Origin of the sequence: Pseudomonas cichorii, from assembly GCF_003700275.1 — a bacterium.
GTDB lineage: Bacteria > Pseudomonadota > Gammaproteobacteria > Pseudomonadales > Pseudomonadaceae > Aquipseudomonas > Aquipseudomonas cichorii_B.
The window spans coordinates 25675-50353 of sequence record NZ_RBRE01000080.1 but is presented as its reverse complement, the minus strand read 5'-3'; the positions used below and the strand labels follow the sequence as shown (position 1 = coordinate 50353).

The window sequence follows — 24679 nt, the reverse complement described above, 5'->3', positions numbered from 1 at the left end:
AAAAAGTTGACCACTACAGATTACTGCATCGAAGACTGAAAAGAGTTGAATCTGCCCACTGTTTAAAAACAGGCAGACTCGATTTGTTTGCAAATTAATGACCCTACCTCTCCCTCAACGCCTCCCCCCGCGCCTTCAAAACCGGCTCCAACAAATAATCCATCACGCTCTTCTCCCCGGTAATAATATCCACCGTCGCCACCATCCCGGGAATAATCATCATCGGCTTTTCATCCCCACCCAGATGATTCCTGTCGGTCCTGACCTGAATCAGATAAAAACTATTCCCCTTGTCATCCGTCACCGTATCCGCCCCGATCACCTCCAGCTTTGCCGGCAACCCGCCATAAATCGTGTAGTCATACGCACTGAACTTGACCATAGCTTTCTGCCCCGGATGCAGGAAAGCGACGTCCTGTGGGCGGACGCGGGCTTCGATCAGCAGGTTGTCTTCCAGTGGCACGATTTCCAGCAGGTCGCTGCCGGGCTGGACGACGCCGCCGATGGTGTTGATCTTGAGGGTCTTGACGATGCCGCGCACTGGCGAGACTACGGTGGTGCGGCTCATGCGGTCGTCGATGGCGATACGGTTGGCGCTGATCCTGGCCAGGTCGGTGCGTTTTTCGTTGAGTTCGCGGGAGGCTTCGCTGCGAAAGGCCAGTTCCGATTCCTGGACGCGGCTTTTGATTTCGTTGATGGCGGCTTCGGCTCTTGGAATGGCCAGAGTGTTGGCGTTCATCGAGCCGCGCATTTCCACGGCGTTGCGTTTCAGGCGCAGAATTTCCACCGGGGAAACGGCGCCTGAACCCACCAGCGGCAGGGACATGTCCAGTTCTTGCTGCACCAGCGCCAGGCTGCTGCGGAACTGTTCCAGCTTGGAGCGAAACTCGGCCAGTTCCTGGGTTTTCTGCCGCAACTGTTCGTTGAGGGTGCGTTGTTCTCCGTCCAGACGCCGTTGCCGGGATTCATGCAGGGCTCGCTCATCGACAGCCACCTGTGGCGCCTTGTCGAGCACTTCTGCTGGCAAGCGCAGAGGCCGGCCTTCGGCTTCGGCGGCCAGGCGTTCGACCTGGGCGGTGAGGGTCAGGCGGTCTACTTCGCTTTCACCCTTGTTGGACAGAAAACGGGTGTCGTCCAGGCGCAGCAGGGTATCGCCCTTGTTCACCACCTGGCCTTCGCGCACGAAAATCTCGGTGACGATGCCGCCTTCCAGGTTCTGGATCACCTGGACCTTGCTCGACGGAATGGCCTTGCCTTCGCCGGTGGTGACTTCCTGCAGTACGGCATACCTGGCCCAGATCAAGCCGGTCAGGATCAGCGTTGCCGCGACCCAGATGGTGATGCGCATGGGCCGTGGCGAGTCCTGGGCCATGGCGCTGTTACGTTCATTCATGAACCCGGTATCGGGTTTCAGGCGGCGCTGCAGTCCGTAGGTGACTGACATGGTGGTGCTCCTTAAATCGGTGCCGGGCCGATCTGGCCCTTGCGCAGCGCTTCGATCACGACGGCTTTCGGGCCATCTGCTACCAGCTTGCCGTTGTCCAGAACCAGCAGACGATCAACCAGACTCAGCATCGACAGGCGATGAGTGACCAGCAGCAGGGTCTTGCCGGGCATCAGTTGCTGCAGGTGTTGGCGCAGGCGTTCTTCGCTGGCGTTGTCCATGTGGCTGGTGGGTTCGTCCAGCAGCATGATGGGCGGATCGCGTAGTAACGCCCGGGCCAGCAGCACCGCCTGACGCTGGCCGCCGGACAACAGTTGGCCACGCTCGCCCACCGGTCGATCAAAGCCTCGCGGATGCCTGAGGGCCAGTTCATCGGCACCGGTCAGGCGCGCGACTTCGAGCATCCGCGAGTCGCTGATGTGCCGGGCGCCGAGGGTCAGGTTGTCGCGCAGGCTGCCGGCCAGCAGCGGCAAGTCATGGGCGACGTAGCCCATCTGTTGGCGCAGGGCGCTGATTTCCAGTTGTCGCAGGTCGAGGTTGTCCAGCAATAACTGGCCCTGATCGGGTGTGTGAAAGCCCATCAACAGCCGTGCCAGGGTGCTTTTGCCCGAGCCGCTACGGCCAATGATGCCGATCCGTTCGCCCGCCTGGACGTTGAAGCTGATGCCGTCAAGCGCCGATGTATGGCGTGGGTCGTAGGCAAAGCTGACATTGCTGACATTCACTGCGCCCTTGAGCGACGGGCACTCCAGCGGTCGCTGGCTGGTGTCGCGTTCCTGAGGCAGGGCCATCAGCGTGTCGGTGCTTTTCATGGTCAGTTGCGCTTGTTGATAGCGGGTGATCAGCCCGGCGATCTGTCCGAGCGGTGCAAGGACGCGGCTGCCCAGCATGTAGGTCGCCACCAGCGCGCCGACGCTGAGGTTGCCGGCGATGATGCTGTAGACCCCGGCGACGATGGTCGCCATGCCGCAGAACTGCTGGATGAACAGGGTGCTGTTGCTGGCCAGTGCGGCCAGTTGCCGGGCGTGGTTGTCGAGGCGGGTGAGGGCGCCGTGGGTGCTTTCCCATTGGTGCTGGCGCTCACCTTCGGCGTTGCAGGCCTTGAGGGTTTCCAGGCCGCCGAGGGTTTCCACCAGCAAGGCCTGGCGGGCGGCGCCAAGGCTCAGGCTTTTTTCTACGGTGTCGCGCAGCAGGGTCTGGATGGTCCAGGCGAAGGCAATGGTCAGCGGAAAGGCCAGCAGCGGAATCAGCACCAGCCAGCCGCCCAGCAGACCGATCACGCCGAGCATCAGCAAGGCGAACGGCAGGTCAATCAGACTGGTCAGGGTGACGGCGGTCAGAAACTCCCGAAGCCCCTGAAAATCATGAATGCTCTGGGCAAAACCACCGACTGTCGCCGGACGGTTTTTCAGTTGCATGCCGACGATGCGTTCAAACAGGGTTGCGGAGAGAAGCAGGTCGGTCTTGCTACCGGCCTGATCCAGCAAGCGGGCGCGGATCAGCCGCAAACCCAGCTCGAACAGGGTGCCTATCAGCAACCCGATCGCCAGCACCCACAAGGTTGCGGTGGCCTGATTGGGTACCACGCGGTCGTAGGTCTGCATGACGAACAGCGGCACCATCAAGCCCAGCAGGTTGATCAACAGGCTGGCGAGCAGGGCATCGCTGTAGAGCCCGCGAGACAGTTGCAGGGTGTCGCGAAACCAGGTTTTTACCCGCGGTAGCAAAGGCGCGCGCACTTGCTCCAGTTCATGTACAGGACGGGCAAACAGGGCCTGGCCGCTATAGCGGCGGGTCAGCTCTTCACGGCTGACCCATTGCTCGCCGCCTGCGTTTTCACAGGGCAGAATCAACGCCCGCCCGTCGCTACCCCAACGGCTCAGCACCGCACAGCTGTGTTTATCGAGCAGCAGCAGAACCGGCAGGTTCAGGCTGTCGATGGCGTTCAGTTCGCGGCGCAGCCAGCGTGCCTGCAATCCGGCATTGGCGGCGGCACGTGGCAGCAGTGCACTGCTCAGGCGCTGGCGGTCCAGCGGCAAGCCGGCGCTCAGGCTGGCGCGGCTGGTGTTGCAGCCGTGCAGGTTGCACAGGATCAGCAGGCCGTCGAGCAGCGGGTCGTCGTCATCCGCCACAGGGTCGAGTGCAGCAGACAGTTCCATTCGATTCACGGGCAGGTTCCTGAGTGGTTGCACGTTGTAGGAGCCAATTCATTGGCGAATGGGCCATTGCAGGCGACATGGCTGCGCCGCAGGTTCGGTCGTCTCGCGAATAAATTCGCTCCGCTGTGTATTTTGTTGCCTGTGATGAAGCTGTCGCGAGCAAGCTCCCTCCCACAGGTGTGCACAATTCCTTGTGGGAGGGGGCTTGCCCGCGACGGGGCAAGACGGTATCTACTTCAGAGAGGGCAGACGGGCCTGGTTGTCTACTTCGTTGAGCGCGACCGCTTCGGCGGGCAGCACTACGCGCTGTTTGCGCAACAACTCGCCTTCACTGGCCAGCACCCGGTACATGGCCAGCTCTTCGGTGTAACGTATTTCGGTGTAGCGACGGCTGGCGTTGTACAGCTCGTTTTCGCTGTCCAGCAGGTCGAGCAGGGTGCGTTGGCCAAGGCCAAACTGGTCCTGATAGGCGGCGCGTACCCGGGTGGTCGAGGTCACGTAGTCGCGGGCAATTGGCGTCTGCTGGCGGGCGTTGTGCATCGCGTTCCAGGCCAGCGACATGTTTTCGTTAAGCATGCGCAGGGCGTTGTTGCGGATATCCAGCGCCTGGCCGGTCTTGTAGGCGTTGGAGTTCAGGCGTGACTTGTCCCGATAGCCATTGAACAGGTTGTAATTCATCACCACGGCGGCGCGCCATTCCTTGTCGTGGCCTTCCTCGCCTTGCAGATTGTCGTTGGCGCCTACCGCCAGTTCGGCATCGAAACTCGGGTAGAACGGCGCCTTGGAAATTTCATATTGCTTCTCGGCGGCCTGCACATCGGCCTGCGCCGATTTCAGATAAGGGTTGTTGAGCAGCATGCTCTGCTGGGCATCGGACAGGCTCAACGGCACCTCGCCCCTGATCGATGGCGGCGTTTCCAGTTCGTCCGGCAAACGCCCCACGGCGCTGGCAAAGCTGGCTTCGGCATCGGCCAGTTCCACTTGCGCGGTATAGAAGTTGTTCTGCGCCAGTGCTCGGCGCGCCAGCGACTGGTCGCGATCCGCAGTGCTGCCCACGCCACGTTCGCTGCGCAGGGTGATCTGGTCATTGATGCGCAGATGCGCCTGCAGGTTGTTACGGGCCAGGGTCAGCAATTCGCGGCGCTTGAGCACTTCCAGGTACACCTCGATGGCGCGCAGGGCCAGGCTCTGGGACGTGCCTTGCACATAGTAGGCGCGGGAGTTGACCACCGCTTTGGTGCGACCCACTTCGTTAGGGGTATTGAAACCGTCGAACAGCAACTGGCGCAGGCGCAGTTCGGACTGGGTGTAATTCAGGATCTGCGAATTATGACCGTAAAGGGCGCGGGTGCTGGGGCTGTCGGTCTTCTGTCGACCATAGGCAGCAACCAGATCGACTGTCGGCAGGTAGCCGCCTTTGGCGACGTTCAGTTCTTCACCGGCTGACAGCCTTTCGTTCTTGCTGGCCTGGATTTCCGGGTGATGATCGAGGGTGTTCTGGATCGCTTCGGTCAATGTAATGGCTTGCGCTTGTGCACAGGCCACCGCAAGCACAACCGCGCCGTAAAGCGGTGTCAAATCGCGCATGAGTACCTCTCCCTGGATAAAAATGTTCTTTGGTCAAGAAAATGACATTTTCGTGCTGTCAGCCGTGTCAGGCTTGTAACAACACAGCTAAGAACAACTTTCGGGACAGCTCAGACGTTTTTTTCATATGGCTTATGCCGAAAAAAACTTATGCGCTTTTTGGAATTCAGACGATGGTTGTTTTTTGTCGTCCTGAAAATTCAGCTGGTTGAGAGGCTATTTTCAGGAATTGTTGGATTTGGTCGGAATTATGTCGGGATGTGAGTCCCCATAAATGACAGCAAAAACAGCCTGTTGATAAGGCGACGATATTTTGTCGCGAAAAAGATTGTCGCCACCTCAGGTGTTGCGCGGGTGAGCCGGTTCAGGACGAAACCCGGAGTTCTGGGGTTCGATCATTACGAAAAAGGGAATGAATATGGCCAGGGTGATCGGTACGGTACGACAAGCGGCAGGCGATGTTGTAGCAGTGTCGAGCAGCGGTACTCAGCGGGTGCTGATGGAAGGTGACCGGGTGTTTGCCGGCGAGCGGCTACAGACCGGTGCAACAGGCGCAGTGTCGGTCCGGCTCGATGGCGGGGGAGAGTTGACCCTGGGCCGCGACAGCCGACTGATGCTGGATGAGTCGATCCTGAGCGGCCAGGCCGCGCATGTCGAAACACTTGATCCGCTGACCCCGACCCTGGGCATGCTGGCGGAGGTCGAGCAGGTCACAGGGCTGGATAATGAGCCGCTGCAGCCTGATGAAACACCGCCCAGCGCTGATGGCGGCGGCCATAGCGCGGTGATTCTGAGTGAAACCGGTGCGCAAGTGACGCCGGTAACGGGCTTTCCGACTCAGGGGCTGACCATGAACCCGTTGTTTCCGGAAGGCCAGGCCGAGTTCTGGCGCGGCGTTACCAGCGATCCACCCATCGCGGTGATACCGCCGGTGGTGCAGCCGCCTGTTACCGATCCACCAGTCATTGACCCTCCGGTTGTCGAGCCGCCCATCGATCCTCCGGTCGAGCCCCCGGTGGAACCTCCGATCGAACCTCCAGTTGAGCCGCCCGTGGATCATTGCGTCAGCGTGTCGTGCAGCGGAGTGACGCTCAATGAAGCCAATCTGTGTGGTGGTTCGCAACCCGATCCGGGCAAGTTGACCCAGTCCGGCACGTTCACGGTCAGCGCGCCTGACGGCCTGCAAACCCTGACGGTCGGCGGTATCGAGGTGGTGGTCGCCGGTGTGGTACTGGGCTTTCCGCTGTCGGCACTCACCGCGCTGGGTAACAGCTTGAGCATTACCGGCTATGACCCTTCAAGCGGCGAGGTCAGCTACAGCTACACCTTGCTCAACCCGCAGCAACATCCCGACGGCGAGGGGAATAATAGTCTCGGGGAGCAGATCGATGTGATCGCCACTGACCGGGATGGTGACTCGGGCTCGGCCAGTCTGGACATTACCATCATCGACGATGTGCCTCTGGCTGCCGATATCGAATGGGTGATGCCTCCCGAGACCTGCCCGCCGTCGCCCTGCGACGTTGCGCAGCCGCGGGTGGCCAGTGGCAGCCTGCTGGCGGGCGGTACGTTCGGTGCGGATGGCGGCTTCGTCAAATCCATCACCCTGGAAGGCGTGACCTATATCCATGACGCCAGTGGAATCCGGGTCGTGGATGACAGTGGTTGCGGCGGCTCCACGCTGGTCTGTTTCGATCCGCTGACCCAGCAACTCACGCTGGCCAGCAGCAGCGGCGCAACCTTGCTGGTCGATATGAGCAGTGGCGCCTTCAGCTATACGCCGGGCAGCAGTGCCACTTCAATGACCGAACACATCGGTTTTGTGCTCAGCGATAACGATGGCGATCTGGCCGGTGCGGATCTGCTGATTCATGTTCCGCTGCCGCAACCGCCTGAGGCGGTGGCCGACCACATCATCACCAATATCCTGGCTCCCTGCATCGAAGTGCCCGGCGCCGTATTGCTGGCCAATGACCGTTCGCCCGATGGCAGCCCGCTGAGCGCCACGCCAACGGTTTTTCATACCGACTGGAGTGCGCCCGGCGCGGATTTCAGTGCCTGTATGCCGCGCACCATCGAATTCGGCGGTACTCGCGACAGGGTCGAGAATCAGGTCAGGGATCTGTCGCGCAGCGATTTCTACAGCAACAGTGCGGTGACCGCGATGGTGCTGCTCAATGGCTATCTGGGCGCCTGGCAGGTCGACACCTACAACCATCAGGACCTTTTCAATATCGAGCTCAAGGCCGGTGAAACCCTGACTGTCGACACCCGCTATCTGTCCGATCAGGTGGGGCTGGCCTGGAAAATGGACAACGGTGAATTTCAGCCGCTGGGCGCCAACAACACCATCACCGCCACTGAAGACAATGTCTATCGCCTGATCCTCATCCATCAGCCCGATCCGGGCGTCTGTAATGTAGGGCTCGATTATCAGATAGGCCTGTCCATCGACTACAGCGCCGTGGATAACACCCCGGTTTATCAGGGGAGTTACACCGCCACCGATGGCCATGGCAGCAGCGATTCAGCGGCGGTCAGTATCAGTTATCAGCAAGGCCATTCGCTGATCGGCACCGACGATGATGATGTGTTGCTGGCCGCTGGCGGCAATGACTGCCTGTATGGCGGCGACGGCAACGATTTGCTGATTGGTGGCGCGGGCAATGACACGCTGATCGGCGGTGCCGGTAATGACACCTTCATGTGGCTGGCCAATGACAGCGGCCATGACCGCGTCGTCGATTTCACCTTTGGCGCCGATACGCTCGACCTGTCGCAGCTGTTGCAGGGCGCAGGTGTGCGGGGCGAATCGCTGGACGATTTGCTGCATTTCAAGGTGTCGGGCAGTGGCGTGAATCTGGTATCGAGTATTGAAGTGGGCGCCAGCGGCACTGCGCCAAGCCAGATCATCGATCTGCAGGGCATCGATCTGGCCGGGCATTACGGCGTAACAGCAGGGGCGGGCGGCTGGGTCGCCAGTGGTGCAGACAGCGCATCGATCATCAACGGCATGCTGGGCGATCATTCCCTGAAGGTCGATACGGTCTGAAGCTCAAGGCTTGTGCAGGGTTTTCTGGCGCAGAATGTAAATCGTCACCAGCACTGCACTGGCCAGCATGAAACCGCGTGCCCAGGGCAGCGGCACCAGGTAGCAGGACAGACCGATGCTGGCCCACATCAGGGCAATGGCGTAGACCTTGCCCTTGAGGGGAATGCCGTTGCCAGCCAGATAGTCGCGAATCCACGGGCCGAGTTGCTTGTGATTGACCAGCCAGCGGTAGAAACGGGGAGAGCTGCGCGCGAAGCAGGCAGCGGCCAGCAGCAGAAATGGCGTGGTGGGCAATACCGGCAGGAAAATCCCGATCACGCCCAGCGCTACGCTTGTCCAGCCGACAGCCACCAGTAGATAGCGCACCAACCGGTGACGGCTGGTGCGTGGCAGGTCTTGCGCCATAGGCGCCGACTCAGTGGTGACGAGGCTTGAGGATCGCCGGTTTTTCGTCCGGTGCCTGGCACAGCAGGTACAGGGCGGTGAGGGCTTCAGGGATCTGTACGATCATGTCGTCCATCAGATTGGCATCCGAAGCGATGTCGGAGAATTCCGGCTGCTCATCGAACAGGCCCGAACCGACCATGATCGGCAAGAGCATTTCGCTGACTTCTTCCTCGGCGCTCTCGAACCAGGCGTTTTCACGCAGGAACACGCCTTCCATGAAGCCGATGCACCAGCCGCGCAGGTCGGAATCGTCCGGCTCGTCGCCCAGATCCAGATCGCACGGCAGCTCGAATTCTTCGTCGGAGGCCAGTTGGCGGGCGATGTGCGCCTGCAACAGGCTCAGGGTGGTTTCGATCTCGGCGCGCTGTTCTTCGCTGGCGTAATGTGGCGGCTCGGAGAACAGCGCATCGATCCATTCACGCTCCGGAACCTGCTCGGAACAGATGGAAATGGCAGTCAGAAAGCCATGAGCGGCCACGTAGTCCAGCGCTTCTTCGTGCAGTTCATCTGCATCGAGGAAGACTTGCAGGCGGGTTAGTTGCTCAGCGAAGGACATGGACGGACTACCTTGGAAAGAAAACAATGCTGAATTCTAGGCCCTGAGCGCTCGTGGCGCCAGCGCAGAGGTCGATCACAGTTAATTTTGACCACTCATGTCCCGGTCATCCTTTGCCTTTGATCGCTCGGGTATACTGCCGGGCTTTGCAGTGCAGCAGGACAATCCGGGGTTTTTATGCTTGAACAGGCACAACGCGTACTTAAAGACATCTTCGGCTACGACAGTTTTCGTGGTCGCCAGGGTGCCATTATTGAGCGCGTAGCCAGCGGTGGCGATGCATTGGTGCTGATGCCCACCGGTGGCGGTAAATCCTTGTGCTTCCAGGTCCCGGGCCTGTTGCGCGATGGCTTGTGCGTGGTGGTTTCTCCGCTGATCGCACTGATGGAAGATCAGGTAGCGACCCTGGACGAGCTGGGCGTTTCAGCCGCTTCGCTGAACTCGACCCTGAGTGCCGAGCAGCAGCGCGACCTGGCCAACCGGATTCGTCTGGGCGAGGTCAAGATGCTCTACCTTGCGCCGGAGCGCCTGGTGCAGCCGCGCATGCTGGCCTTTTTGCAGAATCTGCAGATTGCCCTGTTCGCCATCGACGAGGCGCACTGCGTTTCGCAGTGGGGGCACGATTTCCGGCCGGAATACCTGCAACTGGGGCAACTGGCCGAAATGTTCCCGGATGTGCCGCGCATCGCCCTGACCGCCACCGCCGACAAGCGGACCCGGGAAGAGATCGTTACCCGGCTGCATTTGCAGAACGCCGAGCGTTTTCTGTCGAGCTTTGACCGGCCGAACATTTTCTACCGCATCGTGCCCAAGGAGCAGCCACGCAAGCAGTTGCTGGCGTTTCTCTCCGAGCGACGCAGCGATGCCGGTATCGTTTACTGCCTGTCGCGCAAGAAAGTCGACGAAGTGGCGGTTTTCCTCAGCGACAACGGTTATCCGGCGCTGCCGTACCATGCCGGCCTGCCCGCCGAAACCCGTGCCCATAACCAGAAGCGCTTCCTTAATGAGGAAGGGCTGATCATGGTTGCCACCATTGCTTTCGGCATGGGCATCGACAAGCCCAACGTACGCTTTGTCGCGCACATGGATCTGCCCAAGTCGCTTGAGGCGTACTACCAGGAAACCGGGCGTGCCGGCCGCGACGGTCTGCCCGCCGATGCCTGGATGGCCTACGGTCTGCAAGACGTGCTGATGCTCAAGCAGATGCTGCAGAACTCCGAAGGCGACGAGCGCCACAAGCGTCTTGAGCATCACAAGCTCGACGCCATGCTGGCGTTGTGTGAGGAAACCCGTTGCCGTCGCCAGACCCTGCTGGCCTATTTCGACGAAGACATGCCCAACCCGTGCGGCCACTGCGACAACTGTGTCGACGGCGTGCAGACCTGGGATGCCACCGAGCCTGCGCGTCAGGCCTTGTCGGCGATCTTCCGCACCGGGCAGCGCTATGGCGTGGGGCATCTGGTGGACGTTCTGCTGGGCAAGTCCAACGACAAGGTCGAGAGTTTCGGCCATCAGCATCTTTCGGTATTCGGCGTCGGCAAGGCCCGCTCCGAAGGTGAATGGCGTTCATTGTTCCGGCAACTGGTGGCGCGCGGTCTGGCGGATATCGACCTGGAAGGCTACGGCGGCCTGCGCCTGAGCGACAGCTGTCGCCCGCTGCTGCGCGGCGAAGTCACCCTGGAGTTGCGTCGCGACCTGAAACCGCAGACCACTTCCAAGAGCAGTTCCGGCAGCCCGGCCAGCCAGTTGGTGCGTGGCGAAGAGCGCGAGCAGTGGGAAGCCCTGCGTGCCTTGCGCCGCAAGCTGGCCGAAGAGCACGCGGTTCCGCCTTATGTGATCTTCCCCGATTCGACCCTGCTGGAAATGCTGCGCAGCAAGCCAGAGACGATGGCGCAGATGGCCAAGGTCAGCGGCGTGGGGGCACGCAAGCTGGAGCGTTACGGCGAAGCGTTTCTTGAAGTATTGGGCGGGGCGGCTGAGGCACCGCGGGTGGTCGCCGATGTGCGTCACGAACTGATCAGCCTGGCTCGTGCCGGCATGACGCCTGCGCAGATCGCCGGGCAATTGCAATGCTCGGAAAAGAACGTCTACACCATGCTCGCCGAAGCGATCGGCAAGCAGCAGTTGTCCCTGGAGCAGGCTCTGGACTTGCCTGAAGACCTGCTAGGTGAAGTGCAGGATGCGTTCCTCGATGGCGAGGGCGAACTGCCGCCGGTTGCGGAAATCGCCGGGCAGTTTACTGGCCGAGTGCCGGAAGGGGTTCTGTATTGCGTACGGGCCGCGTTGCAATCGGAATTCGAGATGTAATACCGGGCTACGAAACGTTACGGTGCCATGCTTGCCTGAATTCGGCGGGCATGCTTAGCTCGCTAATAATTAGTTTCAATCATGAGTTTTCTATGCCATTGACTGATGAACATCGCTTCGGGATGCAACTTGCGCACATCACCCGGGGCTGGCGAGCCGAGCTGGACCGGCGCCTGGCCGACCTGGGGCTGTCCCAGGCTCGCTGGCTGGTGCTGCTGCATCTGGCCCGTTACGAAGAGCCGCCGACCCAGCGAGAACTGGCACAGAGCATTGGCGTGGAAGGCCCGACCCTGGCGCGTCTGCTCGACAGCCTGGAAGCTCAGCAACTGGTTCAGCGCCATGCAGTTGTCGAAGACCGGCGTGCGAAGAAAATCGTTCTCAGCGAGGCGGCCCGTCCGCTGATCCAGAAGATCGAAACCATCGCCAATGCACTGCGCATCGAGCTGTTTGAAGGGCTGGACGAAGAAGAGCTGCGCGTATGCATGCGCGTGCATTCACAGATTCTGGCCAATCTGGAAAGATCCTGAGGCGAGGCCCCGGGTTCTCGCTCATACTGCTGACGGACAGTGAAGTCCATTACTGATTACACCAAGATTTCCATAAGGGTTCGCATGCTGAAGAGTTCTCAGGCCGCTTTCGAGAGTGCCAGTGGCACGCGGGGCAAGGTTGGAAGCCGTGTTCACAAGAGCGTGATGGCAGCCTCTCTGGTCCTGTCGTCGCTGTTTTATTCGACACTGGCCTCGGCCTTGGGGCTGGGCGGGATTACCCTGCATTCGGCCTTGAACCAGCCGCTGGACGCCGAGATCGAACTGCTGGAAACCGGTGGTCTGGGTGCCGAGGATGTCATCGCCAAGCTGGCTTCGCCCGAGGTTTTTGCCAAGGCCGGTATCGAGCGTGCGTTCTTTCTCAATGACCTGCGTTTTACCCCGGTTATCCAGGGCAATCGCGGTGTGATCCACGTAGTGTCGAGCAAGCCGGTCACTGAGCCCTACTTGAGTTTCATGGTGCAACTGGCTCGCCCCAACGGCGACCTGTTGCATGCCTACACCTTGCTGCTTGATCCGGCCACCACGCCCGAAGGCCAGGCCGCGATCCGCAACCGCAAACAGGAGCGTGCCGCCCAGCCTGCAGCGCAAACGCGCATGCCGGTCGCCCCTCCGGCGGCCCAGGAAGGCAAGCGTTATACAGTGAGCGAAGGCGATACCTTGAATGCACTGGCCCGCAGCCTGCAAGGGCCGCAAGGCAAGGTGTCTGCCAGCCAGCTGGCCGAGGGTATCCGGGCGCTCAACCCGCAGGCCTTTGCCAATGGCGCGAATTCGTCCCTGAAAGTCGGTCAGGTCTTGTTGCTGCCTGATGCAGCGGTAGTGCCAAGTGCCGCTTCGGCCCCGGCTGCAAACACTGCGCCGAACTCCACTCAGGCGGCTGAGGCCCAGCAGACGGCCGATCAACTGGCTGCCGCTGCCATCGAGAGCCAGCAGTTGGCCCGAACGGTGGAAGACCTCAAGGTCACGACCCAGGAACTGCAAGAACAGATAGCGGGCAAGGACAAGCAGATCATCGCTCTGCGAACCGAGCTGGCGCAGGTCCAGTCTGCTGCCACGCCCGCAGTGGCTCCGGCACCCGCACCGGTCGCAGCGCAACCTGCCGCTCCGGTTCAGAACGATTCGTTGCTCAGTTGGCCAGTCTTGCTGGGCGCGGCACTGATCGTCCTGCTGTTACTGGCGTTTGCCTATGCAAGGCGCCGTCAGCAGCTCAGGAACAATCTGGAACCTATCGTTACTCCGGAAGAGCCGCTGATCAAACCGGCACAGTCGACCATCCTTCCGGTCTTTGAAGTGCCTGCCATTGCCGAGCCGCAACCGGTGGTCGTTGCGCCTGCGCCGGTGCCGGTCAAGGCTCCGGTTACGCCACGGCTGGCCGGCTCGGCCCCCGATGCGCTCGATGGCGTAAGCATCTATATCGCCTATGGCCGTTTCAGCGAAGCGCTGGGAATTCTGCGTGACGCTCTGGAGAAACAACCCGAGCGTGAAGATATCCGCATCCGCATGCTTGAATTGCTGGCCGAGCAGGGCGATGCCCCAGGGTTCGCCAAGGAAGAACAGGCAGCGCTGGAGTACGGTGTCGATGCCGCGAAGATTCAGGAAGTTCGTGCACGCTATCCACAGATGAAGGTTGCCGATCTGGCACCTGCTGCCGTTGTGCCGGCTGTAGCGGCACCGGTGATCCTTGAGAAGAGCGAAGCGAAACCCGCAGCGCCGGAGCCTGACGCGCAGCTCGATGAAACCGCCGCTGCAGCGCTGAATCCGGAACAGATCGATGAGTTCCAGTTGAACCTGGACGATCTGTCGATGGATGCCAACTGGGATCTGGTCGACCCCTTCGACAATCCCCCGAATCGCAGCAAGGCGGTTGAGCCAGAGGCACCGGTTGCCCCGGAAGTCGATCCGGCCTTTTCGTCGAATCTCACCCAGTTGCCTGAAGTGTTCGAGCTGTCCGACGATCAGTTCCTCAGTGATTTCTCCGAGCCTGAAGTCATCGAGCCGGTCGAAGTCATTCAGCCAGCCGATAGCGATTCCCTGAGCGACGATTTTCTCGACAGCTTCATGGACGACGATTCGGAGTTCGATCTGCTGGATCTGGACGAAGCGCCTCTGAGCCGTATCAATGAGGCTCAAGTGCTGATCGATGAAGGCGAGATAGAAGCAGCGAGGGAAATCCTGCTGCAGGTCATCGAGGAGTCCGACGAGCAGCACCAGTTGATGGCGCGTGAGCTGCTGGACGGTTTGTAATAGCGAATTCATTTGCTAATGAATTCGCTTGTACAGATTGGGAAGGGCTAGCCCAGCGTGTCAGATCAATGCTTGCTGCTTTGCTCGGACATGGCCAGCAATTGCTTTTCCTGATGCCAGTCGAACGGCTCGTCATTCTGCTCGGCTTCGTAACGGCGCTCTTCGAGGGCCTGATACATGTCGATTTCGTCGTCCGGCATGAAGTGCAGGCAATCACCGGCAAAGAACCAGAGCAGGTCGCGAGGTACCAGATGGGCGATCTGCGGATAGCGCTGGATCACCTGGCAAATGATGTCCTGGCCCAGATACTGACTTTCGATGGGATCTTGCGGCAGTAGCGTGACCAGTTCGTCGAAGCGTTCCATGAACAGCGCATGGCTTTGCTCGGGAACCTGATCGGCCTCGCCCAGTGCGACCAGAATGCTGCGCAGATGGGTCAGCAGGCTGAGATGGTGGTCGAGAGTGGCGTCGGCCATGGTGTGATCCTCAAAAACAAAAACGGGCGCGAGAGTATAAGGCTCTGTGCGCCCGTTGTGGTAAATGAGCTGACGCTTATCGAGTCTTGCCCGGCGTCAGCGTCAGTTGCTCCTTGTCGAAATCATCCACATCAATCACCTTGCGCCGCGCTGCTTCTGCGGTTTTCAGGGTTTGTGCTTCCGATGGCATCAGGATTCCCTGGCGCAGCGCTGCATCGATGAGATGTTCGCCTGCAGCAGCCTGAACCTGTCCGCTCTTGAGCGCCTGTTGCAGCTTTCTGTGCAGCGGATGGGCGGCGCTCAGCAAATCGCAGGCCTGTTGCAGGGCCGCGACCGGATCGTTTTCCGCCTGCGGGCGATAGCAGCCAGCCAGCAGCTCTTCCAGAGTTGCATCGCCCTTGGCCCGGCCCAGTACCTGCGCGACATCGGCGTCCAGTTTGTCCGACGGACCTTTGTGGCGACGCCCGAACGGGAACACCACCACACGCAACAGGCCACCCAGCAGGCGGTTCGGGAAGTTGCTCAGCAACTCGTCCAGTGCACGCTCGGATTGCCCCAGGCTTTCCTCCATGGCCCAGCGCAGCAGCGGACGCAGATGATCGGGCGAATTGAGGTCGTGATAGCGCTTGAGTGCCGCCGAACCCAGGTACATGTGGCTCAGCACATCGCCGAGACGGGCCGACAGGCGTTCGCGGCGTTTCAGTTCGCCGCCCAGCAGCATCATGCTCAAGTCGGCCAGCAGCGCGAAGGCGGCCGCCTGACGATTCAAGGCGCGGAAGTAACCCTGGCTCAGACCGTCGCCCGGAGCACGCTCGAAATGGCCGAAGCCGAGGTTGAGGATCAGCGTGCTGGCCGCGTTGCTCACCGCAAAACCAATGTGCTTGAGCAGCAGGCTATCGAACTCGGCCAGTGCCTGATCCTTGTCTTCGCGTCCGGCCAGGGCCATTTCCTTGAGGACGAACGGATGGCAGCGAATCGCGCCCTGACCGAAGATCATCAGGTTGCGCGAAAGAATGTTGGCGCCCTCGACCGTGATGAAGATCGGCGCGCCCTGCCAGTTGCGCCCTAGGTAGTTGTTCGGGCCCATGATGATGCCCTTGCCGCCATGCACATCCATGGCGTGACCAATGCATTCACGGCCGCGTTCGGTCAGGTGATATTTGAGGATCGCCGACAGTACCGAAGGCTTTTCCCCCAGGTCCACGGCGTTGGCGGTCAGGATCCGGGCACTGTCCATCAGCCAGGCATTGCCGCCGATACGCGCCAGGGCTTCCTGAATCCCCTCGAAGGCCGACAGCGGAACATTGAACTGTTCACGCACCTGCGCGTACTGGCCGGTTACCAGACTGGTGTACTTGGCCGCACCGGTGCCAACCGCAGGCAGGGAGATCGAACGGCCTACCGACAGGCAGTTCATCAGCATCATCCAGCCTTTGCCGAGCATTTCCTGGCCGCCGATCAGGTAGCTCAGGGGAATGAACACATCCTTGCCGGAGTTGGGGCCGTTCATGAAGGCGGCGCCCAGCGGCAGGTGACGACGACCGATTTCCACGCCGGGCGTATCGGTAGGAATCAATGCCAGGCTGATGCCCAGGTCTTCTTCGTCGCCCAGCAGATGGTCCGGGTCATGGGCTTTGAAGGCCAGGCCCAGCAAGGTCGCTACCGGACCGAGCGTGATGTAGCGTTTTTCCCAGTTCAGACGCAGGCCGATGACTTCCTCGCCTTGCCACTGGCCCTTGCAGATGATGCCGGTGTCGGGCATCGCGCCAGCATCGGAGCCTGCCAGCGGGCCGGTGAGGGCGAAGCAGGGAATGTCGTCGCCGCGAGCCAGGCGCGGCAGGTAGTGATTGCGTTGTTCGTCGGTGCCGTAATGCAGCAGCAGTTCAGCCGGGCCAAGCGAGTTGGGAACCATGACCGTGGACGCCAGGTCGCCGCTGCGGGTCGCCAGCTTCATCGCCACCTGCGAGTGGGCATAGGCGGAGAAACCCTTGCCGCCGAACTCCTTGGGGATGATCAGGGCGAAGAAACCGTGTTCCTTGATATGCGCCCAGGCTTCGGGCGGCAGATCCATGGCCTGACCGATTTCCCAGTCGCTGACCATGGCGCACAGTTCTTCGGTCGGTCCGTCGATAAAGGCCTGTTCTTCTTCGGTCAGGCGCGCTTTCGGATAGGCCAGCAGCTTGTCCCAGTCCGGGCGACCGCTGAACAGTTCGCCGTCCCACCAGACGGTCCCGGCGTCGATGGCATCGCGCTCGGTATCGGACATCGGTGGCAACACTTTCTGGAACCAGGCGAACATCGGTGCCGTGAAGAATTTGCGGCGTAGATCCGGCAGGGCCAATGGCAGGAGGATTGCCAGCCAGAGCACCCAGAAAATTGTCAGCAGCCAGCCCGGTGCGTGGCTGAAAATGCCCATCGCCAGCAGGTAGACAGCCACGATGCCCAGCGCAGGCAGCGGTTCGGTGCGTCGATGGGCCAGCCAGGCAATGCCGAGCACCAGAACAACGATCCACAACAACAGCATAAGTATTCCTCCGTGATGACATTGGCCTCTGACAAGGCCGGTTCGCCCGGCAGAGAGACGGCGACATCGTTAGTGACCTTTCATGGCCAAGGAAGTTGCGGTGTTCTCAGGGTAGACTGATGTGCAAATATTTTTTCGCAACAACTGCCAGGGAGAATGCAATGCTCAAGATCTGGGGCCGCAAGAATTCCAGTAATGTGCGCAAGGCACTGTGGATTGCCGAAGAAGTCGGCGTGCCATACGAAACTCAGGATGCCGGCGGCGCATTCGGGCTGGTCGATGGTGCCGACTACCGGGGCAAGAACCCCAACGGTCGGATCCCCATGATCGAAGACGGCGATTTCGTGCTCTGGGAATCCAACGCCATCGTGCGTTACCTCGCCGCGCTGCATGCCCCCGATACGCCGTTGTACCCAGCCGACCCGCAAGCCCGTGCCCAGGGTGACAAATGGATGGACTGGACCACGTCGACCATCGCGGCCCCCTTCAGCCTGGTGTTCTGGGGCGTGGTGCGCACGCCAGCCGAAAAGCAGGACTGGGGCAAGATCAACGAGGGTATCCAGACTCTGCACGGCTTGTTGCGGCTGGCTGACGAAGCGCTGTCTCGGCAGCCCTATCTGTCTGGCGAGGTATTCGGCATGGGTGACATTCCGCTGGGCTGCTTTGCCTATGGCTGGTTTGAAATGCCGATTGAACGTCCCGAGTTGCCTCATCTCAAAGCCTGGTATGAGCGTCTGAAGACGCGCCCGGCCTACCGGAAGGCGGTCATGACGCCGCTGACCTGAGTCCCGTGCGGCAGGCCGGTTGCTTCGTGGCTATCTGGCCTGCTGTTAATACTGACTATCAATAGATGTACCTGTACTTGTTTGACGCAGCCAAGCACCATGGCGCTGGCTGTGTTGACTTGTAAGCAGCTATTTCAGAATTGATCTATTTTCTTTCTTCTTTGATTGGTGTGTTTTCCGCTATGAGTTCCGCTCTGTCCATCCGGCAGCTAACCAAAACCTACGGCAACGGTTTCCAGGCCCTGAGTGGTATCGATCTGGATGTCGCCGAAGGTGATTTCTTCGCCTTGCTCGGCCCCAACGGCGCCGGCAAATCCACAACCATCGGCATCATCTCGACTCTGGTCAACAAGACCGGCGGTACCGTGAATATCTTCGGTCACGACCTGGATCGCGAGCCGGCAGCACTCAAGCGCTGCATCGGCGTGGTGCCTCAGGAGTTCAACTTCAACCAGTTTGAAAAGACCTTCGATATCGTCGTGACCCAGGCCGGTTACTACGGTATTCCGATGAAGATCGCCAAGGAGCGCGCCGAGCAGTACCTGACCCAGTTGGGGCTGTGGGACAAGCGTGACGTGCCCTCGCGCTCGCTGTCCGGTGGCATGAAGCGCCGCCTGATGATTGCCCGCGCACTGATCCATGAACCGCGCCTGCTGATTCTCGATGAACCGACTGCGGGCGTGGATATCGAACTGCGCCGTTCGATGTGGACCTTTCTCACCGAGCTGAACCAGAAAGGCATCACCATCATCCTCACCACCCACTATCTGGAAGAGGCTGAACAGCTGTGCCGCAACATCGGCATCATCGACCATGGGGTGATTGTCCAGAACATGGGCATGAAGCAGTTGCTCAACACCCTGACCGTCGAGACGTTCGTGCTGGACCTGAAGAATGCCTACCAGAGCGCGCCGCAACTGCTCGGTTACCCCTGCAAGCTGCTGGATAGCCATACTCTGGAAGTCCAGGTCGACAAGAGCGTTGGCATCACCGCTCTGTTCAGTCAACTGGCCCTGCAGAACATCGAAGTGCTGAGCCTGCGTAACAAATCCAACCGACTTGAGGAGCTGTTTGTGTCCCTGGTGGAAAAAAATCTGGCGAAGGTGGCTCTATGACCGGCCAGAGCGGTGAATTTCGTCCCAACATGGTTGCCCTGAACACCATCGTTTATCGTGAAGTACGACGCTTCATGCGGATCTGGCCCCAGACCCTGCTGCCGCCAGCGATCACCATGGTGCTGTACTTCGTGATCTTCGGTAACCTGATCGGCCGACAGATCGGCGATATGGGTGGTTTCACCTACATGCAGTACATCGTGCCGGGCCTGATCATGATGTCGGTGATCACCAACTCGTATGGCAACGTGGTATCGAGCTTCTTCGGTGCCAAGTTCCAGCACTCCATCGAAGAACTGATGGTTTCTCCGGTTTCGCCGCATACCATTCTGGTGGGTTATACCCTGGGTGGCGTATTGCGCGGCCTGATGGTCGGCCTGATCGTGACCCTGCTGTCGATGTTCTTCACCGACCTGCAAGTGCATCACCTTGGCGTGACGATTATCGTGGTTGTCCTGACCGCAACCATCTTCTCGCTGCTGGGCTTCATCAACGCGGTCTTTGCGCGTAACTTCGACGATATCTCGATTATCCCGACCTTCGTGCTGACGCCTTTGACCTATCTGGGCGGGGTGTTCTACTCCATCAGCCTGCTGCCACCGTTCTGGCAGACCGTATCGCTGGCCAACCCGGTCCTGCACATGGTCAACGCTTTCCGCTACGGCATCCTCGGGGTTTCCGATATCCGCATCAGCATTGCCATGGCCTTCATGATCGTGGCAACCGTAGTGCTTTACATCGGCTGCGCCCGTTTGCTGGTCAGCGGACGCGGCATGCGTCAGTAACGTTACCTGCTGGCCTTACCTCTGCCCGCAACGGTAAGGCCATCTGTAGGCGCCAATCCATTCGCGAGAGGCCGGTACATCCGATACCTGTTTATCGTTCTGTATGCCGTCTTCGCGAATGAATTGGCTCCCATCGGGGCGTTGAAATCTGTTGTCACAGAACAACACCCGTAACACTCCATTCCTCCAGATTCCATTCCTTGCGCTAATCCTTAAAGGCTCACCGCTTTGAGGGATGTTCATGCGCACAGGGATGATCGCGCTTGCTCTGGGTCTGTTGGCCCTGCGTTTTCTGCCAGCATTGCCGCCAGTCTGGCTATTGCTGCTGATGCCGGTGCTCGGCTTGATGCTGTTGCCGTTTCGCACCTATCCACTGGCCCTGTTTCTGTTCGGTCTCACCTGGGCGTGCATTTCGGCGCAATCGGCGCTGGATGACCGGCTATTGCCACGGCTCGATGGCCAGACATTATGGCTGCAAGGCAAGGTGGTCGGTTTGCCGGGTTCAGCCGAAGGCGTGGTGCGTTTCGAGCTGGAAGATGCCCGGTCGCGGCGTGCGCAGTTGCCGCAGCGCATTCGCATGGCCTGGTATGGCGGCCCGCAAGTGCACAGTGGCGAACGCTGGAGACTGGCGGTCAAACTCAAGCGGCCTGCCGGTCTGGTCAATCCCGATGCCTTTGATTACCAGGCCTGGTTGCTGGCCCAGCGCATCGGCGCGACCGGCACGGTAGTGGATGGACAATTGCTGGCGCCTGCCCGCGCCGCATGGCGTGACGGGATTCGCCAGCGCTTGCTGGCCGTTGATGCGCAAGGCCGGGAAGGCGGGCTGGCGGCGCTGGTGCTGGGCGATGGTTCGGGGCTGTCGAGTGCCGACTGGCAAGTGTTGCAGGATACCGGCACCGTGCATTTGCTGGTGATTTCCGGCCAGCATATCGGTCTGTTGGCGGGGGTGGTTTACCTGCTGGTCGCCGGGCTGGCTCGCTGGGGGTTGTGGCCGCAGAGCTGGCCCTGGCTGCCCTGGGCTTGCGGCCTGGCCTTCTGCGCGGCGCTGGGCTATGGACTGCTGGCCGGGTTCGAGGTGCCGGTGCGACGTGCCTGTGTCATGGTCGGCATGGTTCTGCTCTGGCGTTTGCGCTTTCGTTACCTGGGGCTGCTCTGGCCGCTGTTGCTGTCGCTCAATGTGGTGCTGATCTTCGAGCCTCTGGTCAGCCTGCAACCCGGCTTCTGGCTGTCGTTTGCGGCGGTGGCGATTCTGCTCCTGATCTTTGGTGGACGGCTCGGCGCCTGGAGCCGCTGGCAGAGCTGGACCCGTGCACAGTGGTTGATTGCCATTGGTCTTCTGCCGATCCTGCTGGCCCTGAACCTGCCGGTGAGTATCAGTGGCCCACTCGCCAATCTGTTGGCTGTGCCTTGGGTCAGTCTGATTGTCTTGCCGCCTGCCTTGCTGGGCACGCTGCTGCTGCCGATCCCGATTATCGGCGAAGGGCTGTTATGGCTGGCCGGTGCTGCGCTGAACGGATTATTCGTTTTTCTCGGCATGGTGGCCGGAGTTCTGCCTGCCTGGCTGCCAAGCAAAGTGCCTGTCTGGGCCTGGGCGCTGAGCCTGCTGGGGGCTCTGCTGTTATTGCTGCCTCAGGGCATGCCCATGCGCCTGCTGGGCTGGCCGTTGTTATTGCTGTGTATTTTTCCACCACTCAAATCGGTGCCTCATGGCCAGGTCGAGGTGCTGCAACTGGATGTCGGGCAGGGGCTGGCGATTCTCTTGCGCACCCGTCAGCACGCGCTGCTGTATGACGCCGGGCCGCGCTTCGGTGAGTTCGATATCGGTCAGCGCGTGGTGCTGCCGGCGATACGCAAGGCCGGTGTACGCAGGCTGGACCTGATGCTGCTCAGTCACGCCGATGCCGACCATGCCGGTGGCGCGCTGGCGATCCATCGGGCACTGCCGGTTTCCAGGGTATTGGGCGGTGAGCTGGCCAGGCTCGATCCAGCCTTGAATGTCCGGCTATGCAGTAATGATGAAACATGGGAATGGGATGGTGTGCGCTTTGCGACCTGGCGCTGGGAGCAGGCCGCAGAGGGCAACCAGTCGTCCTGCATGCTGAGTGTCGAAGCCAGCGGCGAGCGATTGCTGCTGACCGGAGATATCGACGTCGAGGCCGAACATGCGGTGCTGAACAGCGATTTCGATGTGCGCGCCCATTGGTTGCAGGCGCCGCATCATGGCAGCCGCACATCCTCTTCCAGGCTGTTCCTGCGCGCGGTGGCGCCGGTGGGCGTGCTGATTTCACGTGGTCGCAACAATGCGTTCGGTCATCCTCATCCGCTGGTCATGGCGCGTTATCGCTGGCAGGGTATTGCCAGTCATGACAGCGCCGAGCTCGGAGCCATCGGACTGCAACTGGGAACCTTCGGCCAGCCGCAGGCCGAGCGCGGTGAGCGACGCTTCTGGCGTGACTGAAATGGACGGATGTTGATCTCGGGCTTCGGACAGTCGGCGAGCCTATGTTAGAGTGGCGCCAATTTTTCAGGGAGTGGTCACTGTGTGGGAACTGGTCAAATCTGGCGGCTGGATGATGTTGCCGATCATTTTGAGTTCCATTGCCGCTGCCGGCATCATCATCGAGCGTCTCTGGACGTTGCGTGCCAGCCGGATTACCCCGCCGCACCTGCTGGGTCAGGTCTGGCAGTGGATCCAGGAAAAGAAACTGGACAACGAAAAGCTCAAGCTGCTGCGTGCCGATTCGCCATTGGGTGAAATCCTCGCTGCGGGGCTGGCCAACTCCAAGCATGGTCGCGAGATCATGAAAGAGTGCATTGAAGAAGCCGCCGCACGGGTCATCCATGATCTGGAGCGCTACCTCAGTGCCCTCGGCTCCATCGCTGCCATGGCGCCCTTGCTGGGTCTGCTGGGTACGGTGCTGGGCATGATCGATATCTTCGCATCGTTCAACAGCACGGGGGCCACGGCCAATGCCGGGGTTCTGGCGGGCGGTATTTCCAAGGCGCTGATCTGTACCGCGTCGGGCCTGATCGTCGCGATTCCAGCGATTTTCTTCCATCGTTTTTTGCAAAGCCGTGTCGATGAGCTGGTGGTCGGCATGGAGCAACAGGCGATTCGTCTGGTGGAAGTGGTGCAGGGCGACCGTGATGTGGATCTGGTCGATGCGCCGGTCGATCTGAAATCCCTGGCCAGGACCGGGGGCAAGAAGAAGTGAAATTTCGCCGTCGCAAGCCACGAGAGAACATCGATATCAACCTCGTATCGTTGATCGACGTGGTGTTCATCCTGCTGCTGTTTTTCATTGTCACCACGACATTCACCCGTGAAACCCAGTTGCGCGTGGACCTGCCGCAGGCGGTGACCGGCACGCCGGACAACGAGGCCAGCCTCAAGCATCTGGATATCGCCATCAATGCCGACGGCCTGTTTTCCCTGAACAACCAGTTGCTGCCGAAAAACGATCTGGCGACCCTGATCGAAGCACTGCAACGCGAGTCGGCGGGCGATACCAGCCTGCCGCTGTCGATCAGCGCCGATGGCAAGACCCCTCACCAATCCGTCATCACCGCCATGGACGCGGCAGGCAAGCTGGGTTTCAGCCACCTGCGCATGACCACAGTCGAGGCCAACCAGGCTAACTGATGGCACTTACCGATCGTTTACTCGCCGCCTGGTACAACGGCCATCCGGCGCTGGCGCTGTTGCGTCCCCTTGAGAGCCTTTACCGGCGTGTAGTGAACGGCAAGCGCCAGCGTTTCCTGGAGGGCGAGGGCGATATCTACCGCGCGCCCGTGCCGGTGGTGGTGGTCGGCAACATTACCGTGGGCGGCACCGGCAAGACGCCGCTGATCCTGTGGATGATCGAACACTGCCGCAGCCGTGGCCTGCGCGTCGGTGTCGTCAGTCGCGGCTATGGTGCGAAGCCGCCAAGCCTGCCGTGGCGGGTCATGCCGGATCAGACTGCCGACGAAGCGGGCGACGAGCCTTTGCAGATCGTACAGCGTTGCGGCGTACCGCTGATGATCGACCCTGACCGCAGTCGTGCCGTGCGCGCCTTGCTGGCTGCCGAACCTCTGGACCTCATTCTGTCGGACGACGGTCTGCAACATTATCGTCTGGCGCGTGATATCGAACTGGTGCTGATCGATGCCGCACGCGGCCTGGGCAATCGGCGCTGCCTGCCTGCCGGGCCGTTGCGTGAGCCGGTCGAGCGATTGAACAGTGTCGATGCGCTGCTCTATAACGGCTCTATTGAAGATCGCGACGACGGCTATGGCTTTGTGCTCAAGCCTTCGGCGCTGGTCAATCTGCGCAGCGGCGAGCGCCAGCCGGTGGATTACTTCCCGGCGGGCCAGGCGCTGCATGCGGTGGCCGGTATCGGCAACCCGCAACGTTTCTTCAAGACCCTCGAAGGACTACACTGGCGGCCTGTAGAGCACGCTTTTGCCGACCATGCGCGATACAGCGCCGAGGCGCTCACTTTCACGCCCTCGCTGCCGTTGGTCATGACCGAGAAGGATGCCGTGAAGTGCCGCTCCTTCGCTGCGGATGACTGGTGGTATCTGGCGGTGGATGCGCTGCCCGGCGCGGCCTTCGTCACCTGGTTCGATGAGCGGCTGACCCGTCTTTTTCCATGATTGCCTCAGGATTCC

At 60.6% G+C, this 24679-nt stretch carries 18 protein-coding genes; 11 read left to right on the top strand and 7 right to left on the bottom strand.

The window, feature by feature from the left end; translation table 11 throughout:
* Nucleotides 1-103 precede the first annotated feature (103 nt).
* From ALQ04_RS20720 to ALQ04_RS20710, 3 genes are all read right to left on the bottom strand, one after another.
* Entirely contained in the window at nt 104-1444 is a 1341-nt protein-coding gene (locus tag ALQ04_RS20720) for an HlyD family type I secretion periplasmic adaptor subunit (protein ID WP_122317609.1), read from the bottom strand.
* Between the two features lie 11 nt (nt 1445-1455).
* Nucleotides 1456-3603: a type I secretion system permease/ATPase gene (locus tag ALQ04_RS20715; RefSeq protein WP_122317608.1), complete on the bottom strand. Its 2148-nt coding sequence runs from the start codon at nt 3601-3603 to the stop codon at nt 1456-1458.
* A gap of 231 nt (nt 3604-3834) precedes the next feature.
* Nucleotides 3835-5190 (bottom strand): TolC family outer membrane protein, encoded by a 1356-nt coding sequence (locus ALQ04_RS20710; RefSeq protein ID WP_122317607.1) that lies wholly within the window; start codon nt 5188-5190, stop codon nt 3835-3837.
* Nucleotides 5191-5608: 418 nt separating this feature from the next.
* On the opposite strand from ALQ04_RS20710, the gene ALQ04_RS27505 reads away from it, so the two are divergent.
* Nucleotides 5609-8242 (top strand): retention module-containing protein, encoded by a 2634-nt coding sequence (locus ALQ04_RS27505; RefSeq protein ID WP_122317606.1) that lies wholly within the window; start codon nt 5609-5611, stop codon nt 8240-8242.
* 3 nt (nt 8243-8245) lie between these two features.
* On the opposite strand, the gene ALQ04_RS20700 is transcribed toward ALQ04_RS27505, so the two are convergent.
* Both ALQ04_RS20700 and ALQ04_RS20695 read right to left on the bottom strand, forming a co-directional pair.
* Nucleotides 8246-8647, bottom strand: coding sequence for a YbaN family protein (locus ALQ04_RS20700; RefSeq protein WP_122317605.1), 402 nt, complete (start codon nt 8645-8647; stop codon nt 8246-8248).
* Nucleotides 8648-8657: 10 nt separating this feature from the next.
* Entirely contained in the window at nt 8658-9245 is a 588-nt protein-coding gene (locus ALQ04_RS20695) for a YecA family protein (RefSeq protein WP_122317604.1), read from the bottom strand.
* A 177-nt stretch (nt 9246-9422) separates the two neighbouring features.
* On the opposite strand from ALQ04_RS20695, the gene recQ reads away from it, so the two are divergent.
* The 3 genes from recQ (at nt 9423) to ALQ04_RS20680 (ending at nt 14341) form a co-directional block, all read left to right on the top strand.
* A complete protein-coding gene (recQ, locus tag ALQ04_RS20690) occupies nt 9423-11552 on the top strand; it encodes a DNA helicase RecQ (protein ID WP_122317603.1) in 2130 nt (709 codons plus the stop codon).
* Between the two features lie 92 nt (nt 11553-11644).
* Complete coding sequence (locus ALQ04_RS20685) at nt 11645-12079, top strand: MarR family transcriptional regulator (protein ID WP_122317602.1); 435 nt, start codon at nt 11645-11647, stop codon at nt 12077-12079.
* An 84-nt stretch (nt 12080-12163) separates the two neighbouring features.
* Nucleotides 12164-14341 carry a FimV/HubP family polar landmark protein gene (locus ALQ04_RS20680; protein ID WP_122317601.1) on the top strand — a complete coding sequence of 726 codons (2178 nt, stop codon included), beginning with the start codon at nt 12164-12166 and terminating at the stop codon, nt 14339-14341.
* 65 nt (nt 14342-14406) lie between these two features.
* On the opposite strand, the gene ALQ04_RS20675 is transcribed toward ALQ04_RS20680, so the two are convergent.
* A complete protein-coding gene (locus ALQ04_RS20675) occupies nt 14407-14817 on the bottom strand; it encodes a PA2817 family protein (RefSeq protein WP_122317600.1) in 411 nt (136 codons plus the stop codon).
* A gap of 76 nt (nt 14818-14893) precedes the next feature.
* Nucleotides 14894-17341: an acyl-CoA dehydrogenase gene (locus tag ALQ04_RS20670; protein WP_122317599.1), complete on the bottom strand. Its 2448-nt coding sequence runs from the start codon at nt 17339-17341 to the stop codon at nt 14894-14896.
* 161 nt (nt 17342-17502) lie between these two features.
* Here ALQ04_RS20670 and ALQ04_RS20665 point away from each other — a divergent pair, with 161 nt between their 5' ends.
* The 7 genes from ALQ04_RS20665 to lpxK all read left to right on the top strand — a co-directional run bounded on the left by ALQ04_RS20665 (nt 17503) and on the right by lpxK (nt 24664).
* Nucleotides 17503-18126: a glutathione S-transferase family protein gene (locus ALQ04_RS20665; RefSeq protein ID WP_122317598.1), complete on the top strand. Its 624-nt coding sequence runs from the start codon at nt 17503-17505 to the stop codon at nt 18124-18126.
* 182 nt (nt 18127-18308) lie between these two features.
* Nucleotides 18309-19241, top strand: coding sequence for an ABC transporter ATP-binding protein (locus ALQ04_RS20660; protein WP_122317597.1), 933 nt, complete (start codon nt 18309-18311; stop codon nt 19239-19241).
* Entirely contained in the window at nt 19238-20026 is a 789-nt protein-coding gene (locus ALQ04_RS20655; RefSeq protein ID WP_122317596.1) for an ABC transporter permease, read from the top strand. Before ALQ04_RS20660 ends, ALQ04_RS20655 begins: the two co-directional genes overlap by 4 nt.
* 241 nt (nt 20027-20267) lie before the next feature.
* The gene (locus tag ALQ04_RS20650; protein WP_122317595.1) at nt 20268-22484 is read left to right on the top strand and encodes a DNA internalization-related competence protein ComEC/Rec2; all 2217 of its coding nucleotides are present in this window, start codon (nt 20268-20270) and stop codon (nt 22482-22484) included.
* Nucleotides 22485-22566: 82 nt separating this feature from the next.
* Nucleotides 22567-23241, top strand: coding sequence for a MotA/TolQ/ExbB proton channel family protein (locus ALQ04_RS20645; protein WP_122317594.1), 675 nt, complete (start codon nt 22567-22569; stop codon nt 23239-23241).
* On the top strand, nt 23238-23669 hold the full coding sequence (locus ALQ04_RS20640) for a biopolymer transporter ExbD (RefSeq protein WP_122317593.1): 432 nt from the start codon (nt 23238-23240) through the stop codon (nt 23667-23669). The genes ALQ04_RS20645 and ALQ04_RS20640 overlap by 4 nt, the downstream gene beginning before the upstream one ends.
* Nucleotides 23669-24664: a tetraacyldisaccharide 4'-kinase gene (gene lpxK / locus ALQ04_RS20635; RefSeq protein ID WP_122317592.1), complete on the top strand. Its 996-nt coding sequence runs from the start codon at nt 23669-23671 to the stop codon at nt 24662-24664. Before ALQ04_RS20640 ends, lpxK begins: the two co-directional genes overlap by 1 nt.
* Nucleotides 24665-24679: the final 15 nt, after the last annotated feature.